Source organism: Thalassotalea sp. SU-HH00458 (assembly GCF_040362795.1).
Classification (GTDB): Bacteria; Pseudomonadota; Gammaproteobacteria; order Enterobacterales; family Alteromonadaceae; genus Thalassotalea_H; species Thalassotalea_H castellviae.
The window spans coordinates 344631-366501 of sequence record NZ_BAABWW010000003.1 but is presented as its reverse complement, the minus strand read 5'-3'; the positions used below and the strand labels follow the sequence as shown (position 1 = coordinate 366501).

Sequence of the window (21871 nt, the reverse complement as noted above, 5' to 3'; positions counted from 1 at the left end):
ACTAGGAGATTAATAATGAAAATTACACAGCAACCATTTGGTAAAATTGGCGGTAACGAAGTCGAACTTTACCAGCTGACTAATGATAATGGCATGTCGATTAAAATCACTAATTATGGCGGCATTGTAACATCACTTAATGTGCCCGATTCTGCAGGGAATATTGATGATATTGTTTGTGGTTTTGACGATCTTTCGAGCTATTTCAGCGAAGAATATATCAATAATGCGCCGTACTTTGGCGGCATTATTGGTCGCTATGCCGCAAGAGTGAAAGACGGTTCATTTGAGTTAAATGATCAGCAATATAGTTTAGCCACAAATAATGCACCCAATCACCTCCATGGTGGCAATGTGGGATTTGATAAACAGATTTGGCAAGCAAAAATAATTGAAGAGGTTGATGAGATTGGTTTGTCATTATCACTCGTTTCAGTTGATGGTGATGAAGGATACCCCGGTAATTTATCGGTTGAAGTTCAATACCGTTTAACCAATACCAATGCATTTAAAATTAGTTACAAAGCGACAACTGATGCAGCAACGCCTTTGTCATTAACTAATCATAGTTATTTTAACTTAACCGGCTTTAACGATGATATTAAAGGGCATGAGTTGCAAATTGCATCGAATCAAATACTGCTGCCTGATGAAACCAATGTGCCGGTTGGTCCTACTAAGGTCGTTACTGGTATAGAAAATTTCATTGAACAAAAGCGACTAGGTAACTCAATAGACCAACTCGAATTTGGTTTTGAACATTATTATGTTTTTGATAAGGCATACCATGCTAAACATCAGGTTGCACAAGTGTTTGAACCTAAATCGGGCAGGGTGATGAAAGTCGTATCTAGTGAACCAGGCATGTTGTTCTATACCGGCCATTTTACCTCTAATGAACTTAAAAGAGAGTCCGGTCAGCAATATGGTCAATATCGTGCCATGTGTTTTGAGACGTCCAAATATCCAAATGGGCCTAATATTAGCCAATCACCAAAAAGTGTTTTATTACCTCATGAAACGTATTTTGAAGAGACTGAATTTCACTTCAGTTGGTAACTAGCCTTAAAGGAATTAAAACAGAGTATTAATTATGAATAAACAATCATTGCTGTTGGCATCAACGTTGTTTTTATCGTCATCTTTATCTTTGACGTTAGTTGCTAATGATTATCAAGCGAATTGGCAGTCTTTATCTGCTCATCAGCAAGCACCTGAGTGGTTTAAAGACGCCAAATTTGGTATTTATTTTCATTGGGGACCTTATTCTGTACCTGCTTATGGAAATGAGCACTATCCTCGTACCATGTATGGCCACCCAAGTGGTAAGAAACCGGTAGAAAACAAACAAAAGCGAAACTATAACTTAGGTGTCGGTTTTCAAACATTTCGAGAACATGAACATCACAAGCAAGCTTTTGGTGAGCCCAAAGACTTTGAATATCACGATTTAATTCCAATGTTCACTGCCAGTAATTTTAATGCAGAAGAATGGGCTGATTTATTCTATTTATCAGGTGCTAAATTTGCCGGTCCTGTGGCTGAACACCATGATGGTTATGCGATGTGGGATTCTGAATTAACGCCATGGAATGCTGCTGATACTGGCCCTAAAAGAGACATTGTTGGTGAAATGGCAAAAGCTATTCGTAAGCGTGATATGAAATTTATTACGACATTTCATCACGCCAAAGGCGGTGACTTTGGCATTGAAGCGGGCAAAAAAAGACGTCAATGGCATTATTATGGTCGTGAGCAGTATATGCTTCGCAACAACCCTGGCCATAAGGACTCTGAAGAGTTGCAAAAACTTTATGGTTCTATGGAACGTCAACAATGGCTTGGGATGTGGAACGGCAAATTAGAAGAAGTGATAGATAATTATCAGCCTGATTTAATTTGGTTTGATTCATGGCTTGACAGGATCCCTGAACAAAATCGCCAAGAATTTGCAGCGTATTATCTCAATGCTGCTAAAGGTTGGGACAAAGAAGTGATGATCACCTATAAACAAGAGGATATGCCGCAATCAGTTGGTGTAGTTGATTTTGAAAAAGGGCGATTAGATGAGTTAACTTCGTATAGCTGGTTAACTGACGATACTATCAGTGCCGGTACGTGGACGACTACAGGAAGCTGGTCGTATACTGAAGAGTTAGACATTAAACCCTCAAAAGAAATCATTCATACCTTGGTTGATATTGTCAGTAAAAATGGTCAGTTATTATTGAACATTTCGCCTAAAGCCAATGGGGTTATCCCGCAAGCACAAAAGGATTCTTTATTAGGTGTAGGTAAATGGCTAAGGGCAAATGGAGAAGCTATTTACAATACAAGACCATATAAAGTCTATGGTGAAGGCCCTAAACGCCTTAAATCGTCAGGTCATTTTGTAGAAATGGACGGCGCATATAACCAAGAAAATATTCGCTTTACTACCAACGGCAACAGTATTTATGCGATTCAAATGGGTTGGCCGGGAAGCCATAAAAAGGTAATAATTAAAAGCCTTTCGAAAGAAAAATTAGGTGGCTTATCTGTTACCAAGGTAAGTGTTGTTGACTCACCAGAAAAGATAAAATGGAAAGTGACAGAGCAAGGGTTAGAAATTACCGCTCCATTTAAAGCGCCAAATAAGGTGGCGATTAGTTATAAAATAGAAACAACTAAAACAGCTCAATAGTACAACCTAAGTGGTATGGCTGTGAATACGGCCATACTTCCTATCTACACCTTAATATATCTATTAACTTCACTGTGATAAAAATGATGAAAAAAGCAGAATAACTATGAAATTTGGCTGGATTAACGTCTTCATTATTAATGTTATTGTTTTGTGTAGCACTATGACTAATGCCGACGAACAAAAGCGTTTTTTAGTTGAATCCGACGTGTTATTCACGCAGCCCCTGTGGCACGAGCTTAATTCTCAACATCATGGAAAATATAGTAAATACCAAGTTGACACTACCATGTGGGGTTTTCTTCCACCTACTTTCCCTAACTTTGATGCGCAAAATGATTTTGAGTCGAGTATGCAAAATTATATTGATGGCCTTGCAAGTCATAAAGAAGCAGGGGTGGCATGGGTTTCTCGTATCGAGTGGGATGTTATTTGGCGAGGAATGACAACCAAATATCCGCAGAACTACCAATCAGCAATGGTTAAACGACTTGATGGCTCTCCCCTAGAAATAAAGTGGTTTCCAGGCCATTATTACTTTTCTACTCATGCGCCGCTATTTCAGGATTATATCAAGTGGCAAATTAAAGATATTGCCTTTTATGGTGAAACTACAGGGCCAGACACGGTTGGTGCTTTATTATTTGATTCTCAACATACCTCTCCTGCACAGTATCATTTAGGTGGTGGCTTTAGTGAAAATACGCAGAGCAACTTTCGGGATTGGTTAATTAAAAAATATTCTAAAAGTGACCTTAAATCTATTGGGGTTGATGATGTGGCCGAATTTCACTACGGGCGATATTTGCAGTCTTTAGGCTATACAGTTGAAACGTATGAGGCTGCGACGCTAAGTGGTGCTAAAATTCCCCTTGCAGAGTTTTTTAAATTGTTTCTCAAAGAATGGAATAACACTTACCTTAGTGATTTAGTGAACTTTACTGATGCGGTTGCAAAAGATAAAGGTTACCCCAAAAAGAGCAACGGTGATTATATTGAGGTAGGGACGAGTTCACCCATTTTAGATCCTTATTTTAAAGGTATTCGTTTTGCTTCAATCGATGAGTTCGATTTTTATGTCCAAGAGTTTAACCATAAAGGGCAATTAGAAACCGTTAGTAGCGAAGTGATGTTAATGTATAAATTAGCAGAGGCAATAGGCAAACCATTAGCACTTACCGGACAACCTAATACTGACTGGAATTACATGGTTGATAATCCTGAAGCGATTGACCTTGTTAAAGCATGGATAGCTCAGGCTTACTCAAATGGTGCTGTCTTTATGGCACCGGAACAGATGTGGTCATATAATAATCAAGGACAGCGCTATTACAACGCTCAAACTGGTGATTATGATTATATTTATCAGTGGATTGCTGAAAACAACTACCTTTTTGATGATTTTGAATCTGTCGCCAAAGTTGGACTTGTTTATAGCCATGCAGCTTACCGCCAAAGCCAATATAATCAGTTAGATATATTTTCTGCGGCGACGGAGTTGATGGAACAAAATATTCCTTTTAAATTGTTAGTTGCCGGGGATGACTGGTGGCCTAAGTATCTAATGGATACGGATCAAATAAGCCAAATTGATAACTATCAGGTATTGATTCAAACACCCTTTAATGGCTATGCATTAGATACCACACAGCAACAGATCCTTGATTATAATAAAGACAAGCTTGTTTCTTGGCCAAACTTAGCGCAACTACAGCAACTAGTGCCAACTGAGATCACTGTGAATGCAGATAAAGTCGCTACTTTTCCTCGGGTTAATCATGATTTTCCCCATAATAACCCACCTCATATTATCCACCTTGTTAATCGAGACTTTAATAAAAACACTAAGTCAATAAATACTAAAGATAATATTGTTATCACCGTTGCTGATACTTTATTTGGTAAAAGTATGTTGTCAGCACGTTTTAATCAGCCGGGGCAAGAGGTTATTAAACTGAGTGTGGAATATAAAAATGGTGTTGCGACCATTAATGTCCCCAAGCTAGTAAATTGGGGCGTGATTGAGTTATTTGCGAGTGAAACGATGCCAGATAAATCTGAATTTGCTCCTAAAATTAAAGTGGTAATCACTGACAAGTTTGATCAAAATGAGCTGCCTGACAACGAAGGATTTGTTTATCTTGACAGCCAAGGTGATGATAATGAGAAAATTCATCGCTTCGGCGAAGGTTGGGCTTGGGGAGCATTTTCATCGGGCGGTATTATTAGTCAAAATAATAACTGGGGTGGTATTGTTCAATTCCAGCAAGGCGCAAAAAAAAACTCTCGATTGTATACCCGTTTTGATAAAAATACCGAGTTGACGGCAGAGAATAACGCCAATGTGCCAAACGAATTGCTAGATATTTCTTCACTTGATGCGAACTTAATTTTTAATGTTTCTCAATCACCTGCGCAACAATGGGCAATGATAATACGTGATGACACCACATGGTGGCGATCTTCTGCCCTAAATGTTCCTAAAAATGATTGGGATTCCACCAGAACGACCTCGTTCAATATCAGTCAATTGACATGGCTTAGCAGTGAGCAATCCTCTGAAGGTATACAAGATATGGAGCAAGTTGACAATGGTGGTGAAGGCGAAGTTAATTTTGCTGTTGAAGGAGTACCAAATTTAACACAAATTTCTGGTTTTGGTGTCATTGCGCTTGAAGATGGCAGCGAAACAATGTCAATTAATGAGCTGGGTTTAGCCAACGTGTATTCCTATAAGCCATCAAGTTTACCCAGTGAAGATTCAGATAATGATGGGTGTTTAAATATTGATGATGCTTTTCCAAATGATCCGCAAGAATGTCTAGACACTGACAACGATGGTATTGGTAATAATGCTGATAATGATGATGATAACGATGGTGTATTAGATGATGAAGATGCTTTTCCTTTAGATAGTTCAGAATCAATCGACACTGACAACGATGGTATTGGCAATAATGCTGATAGTGATGATGATAATGATGGTTATTCAGATAGCACTGAAGTATCAGCTGGAAGTGACCCACTATCGTCGTCTTCAATTCCACAGCAAAAAAATAACGAAAATGATGCTTCAACATCAAGTGGAGGAAGTTTTAGTTTCTGGTTGCTTATTTTGCTAGCTCTTGTATTAAAAATAAGACGGATGAATAGTATGAGTGATCTCTTGGTTAACTAAACGACATATGTTTGTTCATTTTTATGTGGATTTCTTTAAAGTAAAAAAAGTGACTCGTAAAAGAGTCACTTTGTTTTTCATTTGGCTTAAGGTAACTTGCTAATTAACAGCCTTTAAAGAGATTATTTCGCTTCAAACCAAATTTTTCTGGGTCTTTTAAAACATCTCTGATGGTGCTGTAATGAGGAAAATTATGCCAACCTAAATCTTTATCACCCTCTCGTGTCAAATCACAAGTAAAACCAACTAAGAAAGTCCAGTCTGAACCACCGTAATGCGCTAAACCCCACGAAAATCCTTGTCCGTCTTTATTATCTAAAAACTTATCTGCGACATATGCACCGCCCGCAGGAGGAATGTCTTCCAATGTTGTGACTATGTCAAAATTAACACCGTCTTCTGAATATTGTATGGTACCTTTCTCCGGGCCAGCCCAGTCCACTATGGCAGCCATTCCGGTTTTCCATGGAAAGACCCAAGTTTCGTGACCACTATTTGAAACTGGGTTTGCAGGGTGTCTAATGTAAGGACCTTCTGGTTTGTCAGCTATTGCCACGCCCCATTTTGAATCGGTAAACATTTTCTCGCCAATGGCGTGCCCTTTGTAATATAAGTAATATTTACCATTAAATTTAATGATGCCAGGATCATGCAGTGCACCACTGTCCCATGAGCCAATCTCGGTTGCGGCTCCCCAGTTGGAGTCACCGTGCTCAGTAGGGTTGATTAATTTGCCATCAGGCGTCGGCGTTAAAATAGGGTCATCTAACTTTTGCCATGGTCCATCAGGTGATTCAGCCCACGCCATGCCAACTACATTAAGTGGATCATTGTTTTTTTTCGCTTGATAGCACAAGTAGTACTTACCTTCGGCAACCAAAATTTCGGTGGTGAACACACTATATTCATCCCATGAACCTGGCGCGCCACGAACAACAGCGGCACCTTGCTCATGCCAATCAATTCCGTCATCGCTAGTGGCATACCAAATATCTGCATCTAGCCAGCTTGATTGTGTGCATTCATTGCGGGTATACCAAATGTAGTATTTTTTATTGGCTTTGATAATGGTGCTTGGATCTCGACGGTTAACGCCGGGTTCGTAGCCTAACCCTGTAATAGGTTGATAACGAAAACGGGTATATAATTCATTTTCACTATCATCAACCTTGTGCCGTTTCATTGCAGCACTTATGTTTGTATTTAATTGGTTCACCAACTTATTCTCCATACAGCTTAATTTTTATTTCTGTTCTTTTTTCTTTATTTAATGTGTAGAACATCATGATCATACCGGCAGAAATAAACAAAATGCCCGGCAATAACGTACTGATAAAGTTAATACTCTCGACAACTTCCGCACTTTGTTGTGGGATATTTGCTATATAACCTGTTTCTCCCATGATCCAAAGTGACAGTGCGCCACCAACGCCTAACCCCACTTTTAAAGTAAAAAGGAATAAAGCAAAGAATAGCCCCGACATATTTTTTCCTGTAAGTGATAGTTGATAATCAACGACATCACTTAGCATGCTCCAAATGAGTGGTACCATACTCAAAGAAAGAAAAGATACGATGACACCTAAAGATAAAATAGCTAAAAAGTCTGTGCCCGACATCCAGTAAGGGATCGCTGTTAATATGCCACAAATAAACATTAGCGCTTTATATGCACGAACTTTGTCAAATCTAGTCCATAATACTGCGGAAAGTGCGGCGCCTAATGTTGCACCTACTGTTCCCCACGTCATAAATGTTGTGAGCAAGTGTTCTGCATTAATTAGCACTTCTTTTACATAATAGACAGAAGGAGTAGCTTTTAGCGTTAAGGTAATAAAAAAGAGAATGTTGCCTAAAAATAATATGACAAGCTGTTTGTTCTTAAAAGCTGCTTTAATATCTGCCACTAACTGTTTTATTGGCTTGGTATTGTTATTACCAAGAGGGGGAGCAGGGTACACTTCTTTAACGGTAAAAAAACAATAATATAAACAAGCCATGATTAGAAGAGAAAAGACAATGGCGGTATAGAAAAAACCTTGTTGCTCGTTTCCTTCACCTAATGATGCAACTAACGATAAGGTTGTATATGAAACAAATACCGACGCCAGCATACCAAGACCAAACCTAAAAGATTGCAACACAGTTCTTTCGTCTGAATCACGAGTTAAAAAGCCAGCCATTGATGAAAAGGGAACATTGACTAAGGTATAAGCAAGGGTTAACAGCGCATAACTTGTGTACGCATAAATAAGTTTACCAGTATCTGATAAATCAGGTGTGTAAAAGAGCATGATAAAGGTAATGGCTAATGGAATTGTTCCGTAAAGAATAAATGGTCGACAACTCCCATACTTAGTGCGTGTCCTATCAACCCATAAGCCCACTAAAGGATCAGTAATTGCGTCAAAGATTCTTACCACTAGGTACATAGTACCAACATGTATCGCACTTAACCCATATACGTCAGTGTAGAAATACGCTAACCAAAGCCCCATGGTATGCCAAATAATGTTGTTACCGAAATCACCTATACCGTAATTGAACTTTGTAATGGAACCTAGTTTGTAATCTGGAAATTCACTTGACTTTATATGTTGTATCGAAGCTGTCATTCAATTACCTATTTAATATCTGTAATCAATATTGTTAACAATTTACAAAATGTAGCACGCTAATTTAGTTGTGTAAATATAATATTCGTTTTTAGTTATCTTTAAAAAAATTATCAATATTGATAACTGTAAATTGTTGACAATTTAAAATTTAAGGTTTAGTTTATTGGATATTGTTAACAATTTTATGTTTTAATGCTTGTTAATGATAAAGAGTCAATTTGAAATCATGTGATCAATGATTAGTGTTGGTGGGACAATTTAACGAGTTATGGAATCTGATTCGTCACTAAAGTTGATTAAGAAAAAATATAACATTAAGGCCTTTTCATGAAAAAGTTCCATAGAAATAAACTTACTTTAGCTTGTATTAGCGCATTAGCGTCAATGACATTGGCATCGGTAAACACGTATGCTGCCGAATCTAACGAAGCAGAAAAAGATGAAATTGAAGTAATTCAAGTCACAGGGCTAAGAGGCTCTTTATCGGAAGCAGTCAACCGCAAACGCTTTAGTGATGTAGTATCAGATACCATTGTCGCTGAAGATATCGGTAAAATGCCTGACAGAAATATTGCCGAAGCGCTGCAACGTATCACAGGTGTAAGTATTGCAAGAGATAATGGCGAAGGAACTTCCGTCACTATTCGTGGTATTACTGATAATTTAAACCTTACCTTAATCAATGGCCAAACCGTTGCTTCAGCAGGTGATGGGCGAGGGATTGATTTTAGCAGCATGCCTTCTTCGATGATCTCTGCCGTAGAAGTCTATAAGTCTCCTATGGCTAAACATATGGAAGGTAGTGTTGGTGGAACTATTAATATTCTAACGGCTCGTCCTTTGGATGTTGGTGAAGCCAAAGGCACTGCATTTGTTGAAGCTGTTTATAATGAAAACAATGAAGAAACCTCTCCAGCTTTTACTTTTTCTTATATGACACCACTAAGTGATAGCTTTGGTATTGCAGCTGCAGTTTCACATGAGCAAATTGATACACGCACTGATGCAATTTCAAACTGGAGTTGGGAAGGCACTGATCAAGGTTTTTATCCAACCCGTTGGGGTGTTTCAGCGCAAGGGCGTGAACGGGAGCGTAGTTCTGTATTAGTTAACCTTCAATGGCAACCAGCGGACAATATTGATAGCTACCTAGACGTTACCTATAGCAAAGTGGAAGATAGTTTTCTTACACACGCCTTTACCAGTTGGATTCCTTATGGTTTTGGCGCAATAAATGCCGACTCCATTGTCACAGATCCTAGTACTAATACCATGACTGAATTTGCTGTTGATAACTTATATATATCAACGCAGGATGAAAATATTGATGCTGATATTGATACCTTAACTGTACAACTAGGTGCAGAAATTGAGCTAGAAAAATGGACACTTTCATTCGCTGCTGGTTATTCTAAAGCTGAAACTGAAGAGCTGACTCAACAATTATATAACTTTGACCATTGGTGGTTAAATGGCGATCAACATGATGCATTATTTAAACTAGGTTCGGATCGCCAATATTCTTATTTACCGTGGGGAAGCGAATATTACGATGCCAGTAAAACTGATAATCATGCCGGTGAAACTTATGAAGAAGATGGTATGGTTCATTTCAATCTTAACCGATTGAACCAAGGACCAATTATGCGTTTGCCGGTTGAAAATACCGATGAAGATGTATCATTTAAAGTGGATGCTCAATACGAATTAGATGACAGTGAAATGTTCACCTCTATTGAAATTGGTGCTCGTTGGAATAAACGCACTAAAGAAACCTTAGATGCTTCGCAACATTTAGGCCCATGGGAAATCTCATTCCCTGAATATAATGGCGGCTGGAGTTTATGGGGAGCTGAACCGTTATTTCATGATGTAAATGCCGAGCGTTTTGATCCGATTAATTTTATGGGCGGCAATGCAAACTCGGGCGTGCCAACAGGTTGGAATGCCATTCATAGTTTTGACAACGCAATTACTAGCTATACCGCGCATATGAATAGACTGTTTGGCTTTACCGATGATGGTTCAACACCTTATTTTACTGACTTTGATAGTGTGTTTGATGCGATGGGCATGACACCTGATAGACGTGGTAGCGCAGATAATGAAGAAGAGACCATGGCATTATATTTTCAAGCAAATATCGATATGATGGATGGAAACTTAACGGGTAATGTTGGTGTTCGTTATGTTCAAACAGACCTAACCAGTGATGCATTGACCGGTGGTTATTATGAAGCAACACATGGTATGGAATTAGACCAAATTTCATTAGAACATGATTATGACAATGTCTTGCCTAGCCTTAACTTAAGTTACAAATTAAATGATGAGATGGTACTTAGATTTGCTGCGGCAAAAGTGATGGCGAGACCTAACTTTAACCAAGCGAAAGCAGGAGCAAGCACTACAACTGACGGATGGTATGATGTTGATGGCATTGACGATCCAGATTGGACTGTTGCCGATGAAGATTCATTTGTAGGTGGTAATGTTAAGTTAGATCCATATGAAGCGAATCAGTTTGATCTGTCTTATGAGTATTACTTTAGCGAAACCGGTATGTTCTCTGCTGGTATCTTCTATAAAGATATAGAAAGCTATATTTTTAACTTTGTTGAATTAGGTAAGGTGAAAGTTGAGGGTTATGAAACAGAAATAGGTACTCGCGAACCATTCTATACAGAAGAAGACTTTTTAGAGGGTGAAAGTGCTTTACCTTCACCACAAGAATTTCCTTTGTTCTTTGAATCTGTCTCTATGCCGATTAACGGTGAAGGCGGTAGAATTAGTGGTGTAGAGCTTGGTTTCTTAACTAACTTTGATTTTATTGAAGGCTTTGAAAACTTCGGTATACAAGCTAATTATACCTATTCTGATAGTGAAGCTGATTATTTTAGAGAGTCATTTGGTGACGATTCAGTCGACTTACCTTATCAAAATCAATCAGAAGATACTTATAACATTATGGGCTTTTATGAAGATGATGATTTAATGGTACGTGTTGCTTATAACTGGCGTTCAGAGTCGTTAGAGAACCCTATTAATAGCTTAGACGGTATGGCAATTTGGCGTGATGAATATGGTCAATTAGATGCTTCATTTAGTTATCAAGTAACCGACAGCATTGAGGTTATTGGCAGCGTAAGTAATTTATTAGAAGAAAGTACCGAGTACTTCTCTGCTGAACGTACTGATGGTAATTTAATCAAAGGTGATAACGTACCAACTGATAGAAATTATAATCAAACGTATAATGGTCGTACGCTACGCTTAGGTGTAAGAGCTGTTTTTTAAGACACAACATACTCATTTAACTACAATAATAAATGGGTATTAAATTTCTCCCTTTATAAAATTTCAGTCTTCGAGAGGGGGCTGGAATTTTATCTTTATGATGAAAGGGGATTGTTTTTGTTCCTGATAAATCACCAGCATCTACAACTTTATAGGTAATGTTGTGATGCTATAGCTGCATTTAGGCATTCATGCCTTCTCGGTTTTAGTGCATTAATGCACGTCGATGGCAAATAACGACGATGTTCAGGGAAAAGTATAAACCTCAAAGAAATATGACAAAGGTTAAACTGATGTTAGGAAAGTTACCGAAAAATAAACCTGAAGGGCTAAGTAAAGCAATGCAACGTTTGTATGACGTATGGCCTGCACAGGATGATCGAGAAAATGAGTTTTTTACCAACTTCAAATATTCCCACATTTCAGGCGTAGGTAAAGATAAAAAGGTCTCTCGACGAGATCCAACTAAGATCATTAAAGAAGATGGATTGTATTATGTTTGGTATACACGACGAGAAACAATATGTGAACCTGTAGGTATGAACAATTGCAGTGATGTCTTACCTGCGGTTGACTGGGACTTAGCTGAGATCTGGTATGCAACAAGTACCAATGGCTTTGATTGGCAAGAACAAGGCGTAGCGGTTGAAAGGGCAGCTCCAGGTAATTATGGCGATCGTTCGGCAACCACGCCTGATATTCTAGTACACAAGGGCAAGTATTATTTATATTTTCAATCATTTACAGGAATATTCTCGAATGATAAAGGCGATCATTGTGACGTGAGTATGGCGTGGTCTGAATCCCCTGAAGGCCCTTGGACACGATGTGAGGACACAATACTATCACTTGGTAACGAAGATGAATGGGATGGGGGAGCAATTCATGATCCTTATCCATTAGTTTATAAAGGGCAAATTTGGCTGTTCTATAAAGGACAACCTGCGACCAAACATAAAGACTGGTTAGTTAGAGCGCAAGGTGTAGCGATAGCTGATAGTCCTGAAGGACCTTTTAAAAAACCTGCCGTTAACCCCTTGTTGAATTCTGGCCATGAAACATTTCTATTTCCTTATAAAGAGGGAATAGCGGCGATGTTATGTGTAGATGGCCCAGAGAAAAATACCATTCAATATGCGCCTGATGGAGTAAATTTTGAAATCATGTCTTCAGTAACATGTCCACCTGTTGCAGGCGGGCCATATTGTGCAGATGCGTTTACCGACAGCGGTGATGGGCAAGGAGTTACTTGGGGGTTAAGTCATATTAGTCAAAGTACATTAAATCCTGACGATCCTCGTCGGGTGGTCGAAAGTCAGTCATTTTTAGTACGATTTGATTGTGACTTACACCAAAAACATCATGACCCTTATTTTAAAAATCCAAGGGATCAAGTAGGTCGTTATGACGAAGCCACCTTTTTTCAGGAAACGATGCAATTAGAATCACATGTTAAAGAGCGACTGATTAGCGAAGAAAAAGGCTGATGATTTAAAATTTGAAGAAAAGCCATGTTAAATTGCACAGGAAAATAGAGCTTATACGGATTGGTATTAATATAATTAACAGTCATAAAAAAGGCTGGATTTTCCAGCCTTTGATAATTCGGTTAGAACGAAACCAAACGTTTATAAAAAATGCAATGACGTGTTATTTAATATTCCCTTTTAGGGCGCTGATCGCCGTTTTAATATCTTTGGCTTTCATCGCATCTAAAATAGTTTTATGCTCGTCGTAACACTCTTGAGCATTGGTTAGCCGCTTATAGTTCATACGCATCCGGTAAATAAAAGGTTGCCATAAATTCACTAAGTCATCGCCACCGGCCTTATGAACAAAAAAACGGTGGAAAGCCATATCTATTTCTGTAACAAGAAAGTAATTTTCATCGGTGAACGCTTGGTTCAGCTTACTGAGTAAATCCTCAAGTTTTGAAAAGTCATCGTCATCAAGTTCATTAACCACCAACTTCATTGCAAACGTTTCAATATTAATACGGGTTTCTATCATTAAAGGCTGCAATTCTTCTTTAGGTGAAGAGTTAACAGAAACACCACAATTGTTTTTAGAAACAAGTAAACCCTCTTTGCTCAGTTGCAGTAATACATCACGAACGGGACCTCTTGACACACCAAAACGCTTTGCTAATTCTTGTTCTTTCAACTTAGTATTTTCCATTAATACACCGTTGATGATATCTGCACGAAGCTGTTGTGCTATTTGGTCTCTTACTGAAACGATAGGAGCTGAATCTAACATATCTTAATATAGTCCTTGTAAGCTGTGATTATTGTTAATGACAAGCAATCACAGCCATTATAACGGAAACTGTCTATTGTTAACAATGGTTTAAGTAGACTGTTTTCTTATCTACATATTGCTCTAAACCATATTTACCGTCTTCACCACCGCAACCGCTCATTTTCAAACCGTAATGAAACCCTTGGTGTTGTTCTCCAATACCTCGGTTGACGTAAACTTCACCTACTTCCATTTCATTGATTGATTGTTCTACCCAACGCATATTATTGGTATATAAATAGGCAGATAAGCCAAATTCACTGTCGTTAGTATGTTTAATGGCTTCTTCTATAGAAGTAATTTTGATCACCGGTAATACAGGGCCAAAGGTTTCTTCCTTAACTATGGTCATTTCTTGAGTGACATTTTCTAACACTGTTGGCTCATACCAAGCACCGTTTTCAAGTCCTGCAACTTTAGCTGGTTTTCCGCCATAGGAAAGGGTGGCACCTTCTGAAATAGCTGTTTTAACTTGCGAGTCAATAAAATCAATTTCACGTTGATTGACTTTAGGACCCATTTCACTGGTTGGATCCATTGGATCCCCAACTTTTAATGAAGATACTTTTGCTAAGAATTTTTCCATAAATTCATCATAAACCTCTTCATGAACATACAGTCGCTCAGCACAGGTACATACTTGTCCACAGTTAGCAAACCTTGCCCAAAAAGCATCTTCTGCAGCAGCATCTAAATCGGCATCATTCATCACAATAAACGGTGCTTTACCACCCAGCTCTAACATGACGTGAGTAAGATGTTCGGCACTACTATGGTAAATGGCTTGTCCTGCTTTCGTACTACCTGTCATGGTGATCATTTTAGTGATAGGGTTCTCACACAAATATTTCCCTAGTTGTGAACCATTACCATTGACGATATTAAGAACACCAGCAGGAATACCAGCATCGTTTGCTATTCGGCCTAACTCCATTGTAGTTAGTGGTGTTTCAGCTGTTGGTTTAATTACAATGGTATTGCCAGTGATAAGTGCTGGACCAATTTTTCTTCCTGCCAAAGCTAAAGGGAAATTCCAAGCAGTTATACCTACCACCACACCTTTAGGGTATTTATGAATATAGATCTTTTCATTTTCATTATCTGAAGGGAGAATATCTCCTTCCATTGTTAAGGCGTTATCACAGGCATATTCAATAAAGGTTGCTGTTGCATCAACTTCGATTCTTGCTAATGAAAGCAACTTACCTTGTTCGTTGACCAATAATTTTGCCAGTTCTTCAGTTTCCGCTCGAATGCCTGCTGCAAACTTTCTTAACATTTCAGCACGCTGACGTGCAGGAAGTTTACGCCAGCTGATTTGAGCTTCTTTTGCCACTTCTAGCGCATATTGGGCATCTTCATTACAACCTGAAGGTATTGCGCCCAATAGCTCGCCAGTACTAGGTGTAAATACTTGTATTTCACCTGCTACTTTTGATGGAATATACTTACCATTTATAAAGTTAACGTTATTTTTAATTGTGATCATGATTATCTTCCCATCCAGCCACCGTCCACTAGGACAGTACTACCATTCATATAATTAGAGGCTTGTGAGGCTAAAAATACCACAGGCCCTTTAAAGTCTTCGATTTCACCCCAACGCCCTTGTGGAATACGACTTAAGATAGCCGATGAACGCTCATTATCATCCCTTAACGCTTGGGTATTATCTGTAGCAATGTAACCCGGCGCGATGGCATTAACGTTAACTCCTTGACTTGCCCATTCATTAGATAAAGCCATGACAAGTTGTCCAACTGCTCCTTTACTGGCTGCATAGCCTGGTACAGTGATCCCTCCTTGATACGTTAATAATGATGCGGTAAATATAATCTTCCCTGATTGGCGCTCAATCATTTTTTTGCCAAGCTCTCTAGACAAAATAAATTGTGCATTTAAGTTCACTTCGATGACAGTATCCCAGTATTCATCACTGTGATTTGCTGCAGGATCTCTTAAAATTGTTCCTGCATTATTGACAAGGATATCGATTTTTTCATGATTTTTTTGAACTCTATCAATAAATGTATATAGTTGATCACGTTGGGAGAAGTCACACTGGTAAGCGGTAAACTCTCTCCCTAAGGCAGTTACAGCCTTTTCAATATCAGATCCCTTTGACTCGAGAGAAGCTGAAACACCAATGATATCAGCTCCTGCCTCTGCCAAAGCGACAGCCATTCCAAAACCAATACCGCGTTTACAGCCAGTGACTAAGGCTGTTTTACCTTGTAAATTAAAGCTATCTAAAATCATTCTGGTTTTCCTATGTTTTGACAAGCAACAAGTGCTTTCATGCCTTGTGGGTTGTCAGCCATATTGGCAAATGCGCTATTTATTTCTGATAAAGGTGATATTGAACTGATATAAGGTTCAACATCTATGGCTTTTGTTGCAATAAGGTCGATTGCTTTTTCAAAGTCTTGACCTTCATATACGCGAGCTCCTAACAACTCAAGTTCCTTCCAGAAAAATTGAAATAAATCGACTTGTGGTTTTTCGCTATGAATGGCTACCATACAAATTCGGGCTCTAACTGCAGCGATTTCGGTCATTGCGTCAATGGCTGCTTGTACGCCAGAAACTTCAAAAATAACATCCGCACCTTTACCTTGGGTCCATGATTGTACTTCAGCGTTGAGATTTTGAGATACAGGGTTTACTGTTTTAATACCGTTTTTCTTAGCAAATGCCAAACGACTTTCATTAACCTCTGAAATCAATACATGAGCACCGGTGCTTTTAGCGACTTGAGCCACCAATTGACCTATAGGGCCTCCTCCAATGATAACGGCATGCTCACCTTGTTTTAGTCGAGAGCGAGCGACATCATGACAAGCAACAGCGAGTGGCTCAATTAATGCGCCATGTTCAAGTGAAACTGCATCAGGTAATTTGTGTAAAGTGCGTGATTTTATAGTCCATGATTGCTGAAATGCACCGGGAGAGTCAATGCCCATAAACTTTAATTGATGACAAATATGACTGTGCCCAGCATCACAAGCGGGACATTTGCCACAGTAATCCAAAGGACGAACAACAACACGATCGCCTACACTGACATTTTTTACATTACTGCCAATGTCTACTACTGTGCCAGATAATTCATGCCCAATGATTTTTGGCGGAGCGACTCGCTGGTCCATTACGCCATGGTATATGTGCATATCTGTTCCACAGATACCAACAAAGCCAACGTTTAATCTTACTTCATCACTTTCTGGTGCTATAACCGTACCAGAGGACACGGAAAATTCTTTATTACCTATGTAAAATGCGGCTTGCATTATTTTATCCTTTTTTGGTTTTTAAAGGTTAATTTGATACGGGTTTAATAGCTCTTGGTCAAAAATTACACCATGACCGACAGTATTAGGAGCTAAAGCTAATCCATTCTCAAGTTTCAGTGGTGCTTTCGTGTATTTATCGATAGGAAAGGAATGTACTTCCAAATAGCCTGCATGCGTTTGTGATGCTAATAAAGACACATGTAATTCATGCATACCATGACTACAAATAGGTAAATTATTTTCTTTGGCTAGTTTTGCTACCGCTAACCAACCTGTAATACCACCAATATTTGAGGCATCTGGTTGTAAAAAACCTAGCTTTGATTGTGCGATGGCATAACCAAATTCATACAATGTATGTAAGTTTTCACCCATGGCTAAAGGGATATTTGTATTATCTGCTATTTCAGCAAATCCTAAATAATCATCTGGAATGGTTGGTTCTTCAAACCACGTTAAATCATAGGGTTCGAACGCTTTTGAGGCTTTAATTGCTTGTTCTACTGTTAATGCATAGTTTGCATCAACCATGAACTTTCTATCAGGACCAATTAGTGCTCTAACAGCAGCAATGCGCTCTACATCAATAGCATGGTCTTGATGGCCTACTTTAATTTTTACTGCTTCAAACCCTCGGTCTAAATAACCTTGGATATTTTTTAATAGCTTCTCTTTGGAGAAGTTTAAATCTATGCCACCTGCATAAGCATTGGTTCGATCATTTGCTCCACCAGCAACTTGCCATAAAGGTTGTTCCAATTTTTTACAGCGAATATCCCAAAGTGCAATATCTATGGCTGATATTGCGAATGACACTAGACCACCTCTTGCAACATAATGTAAGTGCCATTGCATTTGCTCATTCAACTTTTCTATTTCGTTGGCATCTTTATTAAGAAGGAAAGGGGTTAATTCGTCATTCAAGAGAGAATAAATAGCTCGACCACCTTTTCCACCTGTATAGGTATAGCCAACACCTTGACTTCCATCGTCACAAGTTATTGTGCAAACCAATAGCTCGAAATGGGTATGATCGCCATGCATTGCATCTGTTAGCACCTCAGCTAATGGTATTTGATAATACTGAGTGTTTATTTCTACGATAGTGGTTTTATTTCGTTTCATAAATTACTTGTAGATTGTTAACAATTTTCAATATAGTTTACTCGGAAAAATAATTTGGTCAATAGTTAACAATTAATTATTTAAATGAATAATGAGTTTACCAATTAAAACTACTTGTGTATATTAATTATAATAAACACTTTTGGTGTTTGTGAAAATGAATAATAGATAAAATAAATTCCAAACGAAGGCTTAAATTATGAAATCAGTTGTTTTGTTAGCAGCAGTACTTCTTTCTACCCCTGTGGTAGCGGAGAAGGTTAAACAAGAAGCAGGGCAAACCGGGAAATATGCAGATTCGCAGCGTGCTGAAAAAGATTGGGAACATATTGATAGTCGCCCCATTCCAGCTTGGTGGCAAGATGCTAAGTTTGGTATTTTTATTCACTGGGGAGTTTACTCAGTGCCTTCATATGCAATAAAAGGTACATACTCCGAGTGGTATTGGCACAATAAAGATGGCTATCCGGTTAAAAAGAAAAAACAACTTCGTCATGACAAAACCAATGAATTTCATGATAAAAATTATGGCAAAGATAAACACTACTCTGAATTTGCACCAGAATTTAATGCTGAAATGTTTGACCCCGACCATTGGGCGAATGTTTTTCAGGATGCTGGAGCAAAGTATGTGGTGTTAACCAGTAAGCACCATGATGGTTATACCTTGTGGCCAAATAAACATGCGTCTGACAGTTTCGGAATGCCATGGAATAGTCAAGAAGTGGGACCAAAACGTGACTTAGTCGGTGAATTAACCAATGCAGTTAATAAAACAGACGTAAAAATGGGCCTTTATTATTCTCTTTGGGATTGGTTTAACCCTGTTTGGGAACAAAGTAAAGAAAAGTACGTAGATGAAGTCATGTTACCGCAAATGTATGAGGTAGTTGAAAAATATAAACCAGAAGTATTTTTCACTGATGGCGATTGGATCATGGATTATTCCAAATGGCGTAGTCTTGAATTTTTAGATTGGCTTACTGAAGAGTCTTCGGTTAAAGACAGCGTCGTATTTAATGATCGTTGGGGCAAGGTTCGTAAGAATCACGGTGGCTATTACACGACAGAATACGGTGCTGGTTTAGCAGACAATACTAGACCGTGGGAAGAAAATAGAGGTATTGGTTTCTCCTTTGGCTTTAACAGAAATGAAACCTTGGAAGATTATAACTCGGCTAAAAAATTGGTTTTTATGCTAGTAGATATTGTTAGCCGTGGTGGTAACTTTTTACTTGATATTGGCCCAACAGCCGACGGCCGCATTCCTGTTATTATGGAAGATCGATTAATTGAGATGGGTAAATGGATGAAGGTCAATGGTGAAGCAATATACGGTACTCGTATGTGGAAACATGATGCACAATGGTCTGAAGGCATAAACCCGGGGTTTAATGATGAAGAAAGCTTTGGTGATAGACGTCACGGTGGTTACGATGTCTTTGCTGTAACGCTTAATCCTCCTAAAGGCTATGCCGTTAAAGAGTTGTTCTTTACACAAAAAGATAATAATGTTTATGCAATGATGCCTTCATGGCCAACTACTAATAAGATAATTATTAAAGATATTAACACAAGTAAAGATACTGTAGTTACCATGCTTGGAGTCAATGGTGAATTGTCTTATCAAAAAACAGAGTCAGGTATTGTTGTAGAACTGCCGACCTTGTTGCCGGGTAAGTTACCTGCTGAACATGTTTGGACGTTAAAAGTAACTAATGCAAATTAACTAACCTCAGCTCGGTTTAACAATTTGCTTTCTAGCTGCTGTTTTTCCTTACTTCTGCGTTTAATTAGTTTGCAATAGACCAGCTATTGACGCACTAATTTACCTTGAATTAAGAAAAAACTTCTAGCTAGAATAATATATTAAATTTATTTAATTATATTTCAAACCGTTAGCTAACTTCTTAAACCGAGTTGAGGTTAACTAAATGGTTTTACATAGAAAACCAAAAAAAACGTAATTCATTATTACGTTTTTTTTGAATAAATGCTAGATTGTTAACAATTCACAATGTTTGTTGTGGCCGAATTATAAAATAGGTAAAAATATGAAAAATAAAAAGATGGTCTCCGTTGTAGTGTCTTTAAGTTTGTTGCCATTATTTGCATGCAACGCTGAATCAAAAATGAAGTTAATAGATAAAAGCACTAGTACGCCTCCAGTTAGTGCGGCCATGCAACGCCATGAAGTCGATGATAGTAAAAATGACTTATATGCGCGATTTAGTTATCAGCCAGTAAAAGGACTTGGCTATGAACAAGGAGTTCACAGACGTGATCCAAGCTCAATTATTAAAGTAGGTGATTACTATTATGTTTGGTATACCCGATCAGAGGACCCTAAACTCAGTTGGTTGAATGCTGATATTTGGTACGCGACGAGTAAAGACGGCATAACTTGGCAAGAGCAAGATATTGCTGTTAAGCGTGGCGTTGATGGAGAATATGATGACTTAAGCGTTTTTACCACCAATATTTTAGTGGCAAATGGTAAATACTACCTTACTTATCAAGCGGAAAAGAAAGATGGCTATGAAATCAATGTTGTAGCCATGGCAAAAGCAGATTCGCCCGAAGGGCCTTGGCAAAAATTAGCAAAGCCTATATTGACCCCAACTTATGACGGCGAATGGAAACCACACCCTAAGTGGGACAACAAGCTTGTAGCTGTTAAGTCTGGTTCATGGGACAGTCGAATGGTACATGATCCAGCGGTCATTCCAAGATTTGGTAAGTATTGGTTGTATTATAAAGGACATGGTATTGGCGATACTATGTGGGCAGATTCTAAGTGGGGGGTAGCGGTAGCTGATCATCCAGAAGGACCTTATATAAAAAGCCCAATGAACCCGATAACTAATAGTGGCCATGAAATTTGGGTATGGCCTTGGAAAGAAGGAATTGCGGCTATTGTTGATTGGGCTGGCCCAGAAAAATCGACCGTCCAATATTCAGATGATGGTATCAACTTTTATGTAAAATCTACTTTAGAAGATGTACCACCTGCAGGAGGAGCTTATATTGCGGATAAATTTGATGACCCTAAAGACGGGCAAGGATTCTCATGGGGCTTAGCACACTATGGCCGCAGCGACTGGGCGTTCTTAGTGAGATTTGATACCCAATTAAAACAAGGAATGAAAAAGAAGTTAGGTTGGAAACAGTTTCCACATTACAGTACGATCAGAGACGTTATGGTTGCCCCTGATAAATTTAATATTCCAAGAGATAGTTTAGTTAAATAAATTGTACATTTATTTAACGATCTTATTACAGAAATAGTCACTACTTTTAGTTACAATCGAAGAGAGTAACCTTAAATAGTCGATAATTGTTAATGTGTAATACAAGATTCTATTCGTTAATATGT

The 21871-nt window shown here is 38.5% G+C and carries 14 protein-coding genes; 7 read left to right on the top strand and 7 right to left on the bottom strand.

Annotated elements, in window-relative coordinates; genetic code table 11:
* Positions 1–15 precede the first annotated feature (15 nt).
* From ABXH06_RS06825 to ABXH06_RS06815, 3 genes are all read left to right on the top strand, one after another.
* Positions 16–1059 carry an aldose epimerase family protein gene (locus ABXH06_RS06825; RefSeq protein WP_353517723.1) on the top strand — a complete coding sequence of 348 codons (1044 nt, stop codon included), beginning with the start codon at positions 16–18 and terminating at the stop codon, positions 1057–1059.
* A 34-nt stretch (positions 1060–1093) separates the two neighbouring features.
* On the top strand, positions 1094–2683 hold the full coding sequence (locus tag ABXH06_RS06820; RefSeq protein WP_353517722.1) for an alpha-L-fucosidase: 1590 nt from the start codon (positions 1094–1096) through the stop codon (positions 2681–2683).
* A 106-nt stretch (positions 2684–2789) separates the two neighbouring features.
* Positions 2790–5861 (top strand): thrombospondin type 3 repeat-containing protein, encoded by a 3072-nt coding sequence (locus ABXH06_RS06815; RefSeq protein ID WP_353517721.1) that lies wholly within the window; start codon positions 2790–2792, stop codon positions 5859–5861.
* Positions 5862–5964: 103 nt separating this feature from the next.
* Here ABXH06_RS06815 and ABXH06_RS06810 read toward each other — a convergent pair whose 3' ends face one another.
* Both ABXH06_RS06810 and ABXH06_RS06805 read right to left on the bottom strand, forming a co-directional pair.
* Positions 5965–7044, bottom strand: coding sequence for a glycoside hydrolase family 117 protein (locus tag ABXH06_RS06810; RefSeq protein ID WP_353517720.1), 1080 nt, complete (start codon positions 7042–7044; stop codon positions 5965–5967).
* Positions 7045–7081: 37 nt separating this feature from the next.
* The gene (locus ABXH06_RS06805; RefSeq protein ID WP_353517718.1) at positions 7082–8476 is read right to left on the bottom strand and encodes a glycoside-pentoside-hexuronide (GPH):cation symporter; all 1395 of its coding nucleotides are present in this window, start codon (positions 8474–8476) and stop codon (positions 7082–7084) included.
* Between the two features lie 330 nt (positions 8477–8806).
* Between ABXH06_RS06805 and ABXH06_RS06800 the strand changes: the two genes are divergently transcribed.
* On the top strand, positions 8807–11776 hold the full coding sequence (locus tag ABXH06_RS06800) for a TonB-dependent receptor (RefSeq protein WP_353517717.1): 2970 nt from the start codon (positions 8807–8809) through the stop codon (positions 11774–11776).
* A gap of 293 nt (positions 11777–12069) precedes the next feature.
* Positions 12070–13263 carry a glycoside hydrolase family 117 protein gene (locus ABXH06_RS06795; RefSeq protein WP_353517716.1) on the top strand — a complete coding sequence of 398 codons (1194 nt, stop codon included), beginning with the start codon at positions 12070–12072 and terminating at the stop codon, positions 13261–13263.
* Positions 13264–13426: 163 nt separating this feature from the next.
* On the opposite strand, the gene ABXH06_RS06790 is transcribed toward ABXH06_RS06795, so the two are convergent.
* From ABXH06_RS06790 to ABXH06_RS06770, 5 genes are all read right to left on the bottom strand, one after another.
* Complete coding sequence (locus tag ABXH06_RS06790) at positions 13427–14035, bottom strand: GntR family transcriptional regulator (protein WP_353517714.1); 609 nt, start codon at positions 14033–14035, stop codon at positions 13427–13429.
* Between the two features lie 79 nt (positions 14036–14114).
* Entirely contained in the window at positions 14115–15566 is a 1452-nt protein-coding gene (gene aldA, locus ABXH06_RS06785) for an aldehyde dehydrogenase (RefSeq protein ID WP_353517713.1), read from the bottom strand.
* Between the two features lie 2 nt (positions 15567–15568).
* Complete coding sequence (locus tag ABXH06_RS06780; protein WP_353517764.1) at positions 15569–16333, bottom strand: SDR family oxidoreductase; 765 nt, start codon at positions 16331–16333, stop codon at positions 15569–15571.
* The gene (locus ABXH06_RS06775; RefSeq protein ID WP_353517712.1) at positions 16333–17367 is read right to left on the bottom strand and encodes a zinc-dependent alcohol dehydrogenase; all 1035 of its coding nucleotides are present in this window, start codon (positions 17365–17367) and stop codon (positions 16333–16335) included. Before ABXH06_RS06775 ends, ABXH06_RS06780 begins: the two co-directional genes overlap by 1 nt.
* Before the next feature lie 21 nt (positions 17368–17388).
* Positions 17389–18495, bottom strand: a complete 1107-nt coding sequence (locus ABXH06_RS06770; RefSeq protein ID WP_353517710.1) for a mandelate racemase/muconate lactonizing enzyme family protein — start codon at positions 18493–18495, stop codon at positions 17389–17391.
* Between the two features lie 199 nt (positions 18496–18694).
* Between ABXH06_RS06770 and ABXH06_RS06765 the strand changes: the two genes are divergently transcribed.
* Both ABXH06_RS06765 and ABXH06_RS06760 read left to right on the top strand, forming a co-directional pair.
* A complete protein-coding gene (locus ABXH06_RS06765) occupies positions 18695–20224 on the top strand; it encodes an alpha-L-fucosidase (RefSeq protein WP_353517709.1) in 1530 nt (509 codons plus the stop codon).
* Positions 20225–20549: 325 nt separating this feature from the next.
* Entirely contained in the window at positions 20550–21746 is a 1197-nt protein-coding gene (locus tag ABXH06_RS06760) for a glycoside hydrolase family 117 protein (protein ID WP_353517708.1), read from the top strand.
* Positions 21747–21871 lie beyond the last annotated feature (125 nt).

Bases quoted from the DNA above. Each gene is read 5' to 3' on its own strand.
- ABXH06_RS06825 (WP_353517723.1), top strand. From the start codon at position 16: ATGAAAATTACACAGCAACCATTTGGTAAAATTGGCGGTAACGAAGTC.
- ABXH06_RS06760 (WP_353517708.1), top strand. From the start codon at position 20,550: ATGAAAAATAAAAAGATGGTCTCCGTTGTAGTGTCTTTAAGTTTGTTG.
- ABXH06_RS06815 (WP_353517721.1), top strand. From the start codon at position 2,790: ATGAAATTTGGCTGGATTAACGTCTTCATTATTAATGTTATTGTTTTG.
- ABXH06_RS06765 (WP_353517709.1), top strand. From the start codon at position 18,695: ATGAAATCAGTTGTTTTGTTAGCAGCAGTACTTCTTTCTACCCCTGTG.
- aldA (WP_353517713.1), bottom strand. From the start codon at position 15,566: ATGATCACAATTAAAAATAACGTTAACTTTATAAATGGTAAGTATATT.
- ABXH06_RS06790 (WP_353517714.1), bottom strand. From the start codon at position 14,035: ATGTTAGATTCAGCTCCTATCGTTTCAGTAAGAGACCAAATAGCACAA.
- ABXH06_RS06805 (WP_353517718.1), bottom strand. From the start codon at position 8,476: ATGACAGCTTCGATACAACATATAAAGTCAAGTGAATTTCCAGATTAC.
- ABXH06_RS06820 (WP_353517722.1), top strand. From the start codon at position 1,094: ATGAATAAACAATCATTGCTGTTGGCATCAACGTTGTTTTTATCGTCA.
- ABXH06_RS06795 (WP_353517716.1), top strand. From the start codon at position 12,070: ATGTTAGGAAAGTTACCGAAAAATAAACCTGAAGGGCTAAGTAAAGCA.
- ABXH06_RS06800 (WP_353517717.1), top strand. From the start codon at position 8,807: ATGAAAAAGTTCCATAGAAATAAACTTACTTTAGCTTGTATTAGCGCA.
- ABXH06_RS06770 (WP_353517710.1), bottom strand. From the start codon at position 18,495: ATGAAACGAAATAAAACCACTATCGTAGAAATAAACACTCAGTATTAT.
- ABXH06_RS06775 (WP_353517712.1), bottom strand. From the start codon at position 17,367: ATGCAAGCCGCATTTTACATAGGTAATAAAGAATTTTCCGTGTCCTCT.
- ABXH06_RS06810 (WP_353517720.1), bottom strand. From the start codon at position 7,044: ATGAAACGGCACAAGGTTGATGATAGTGAAAATGAATTATATACCCGT.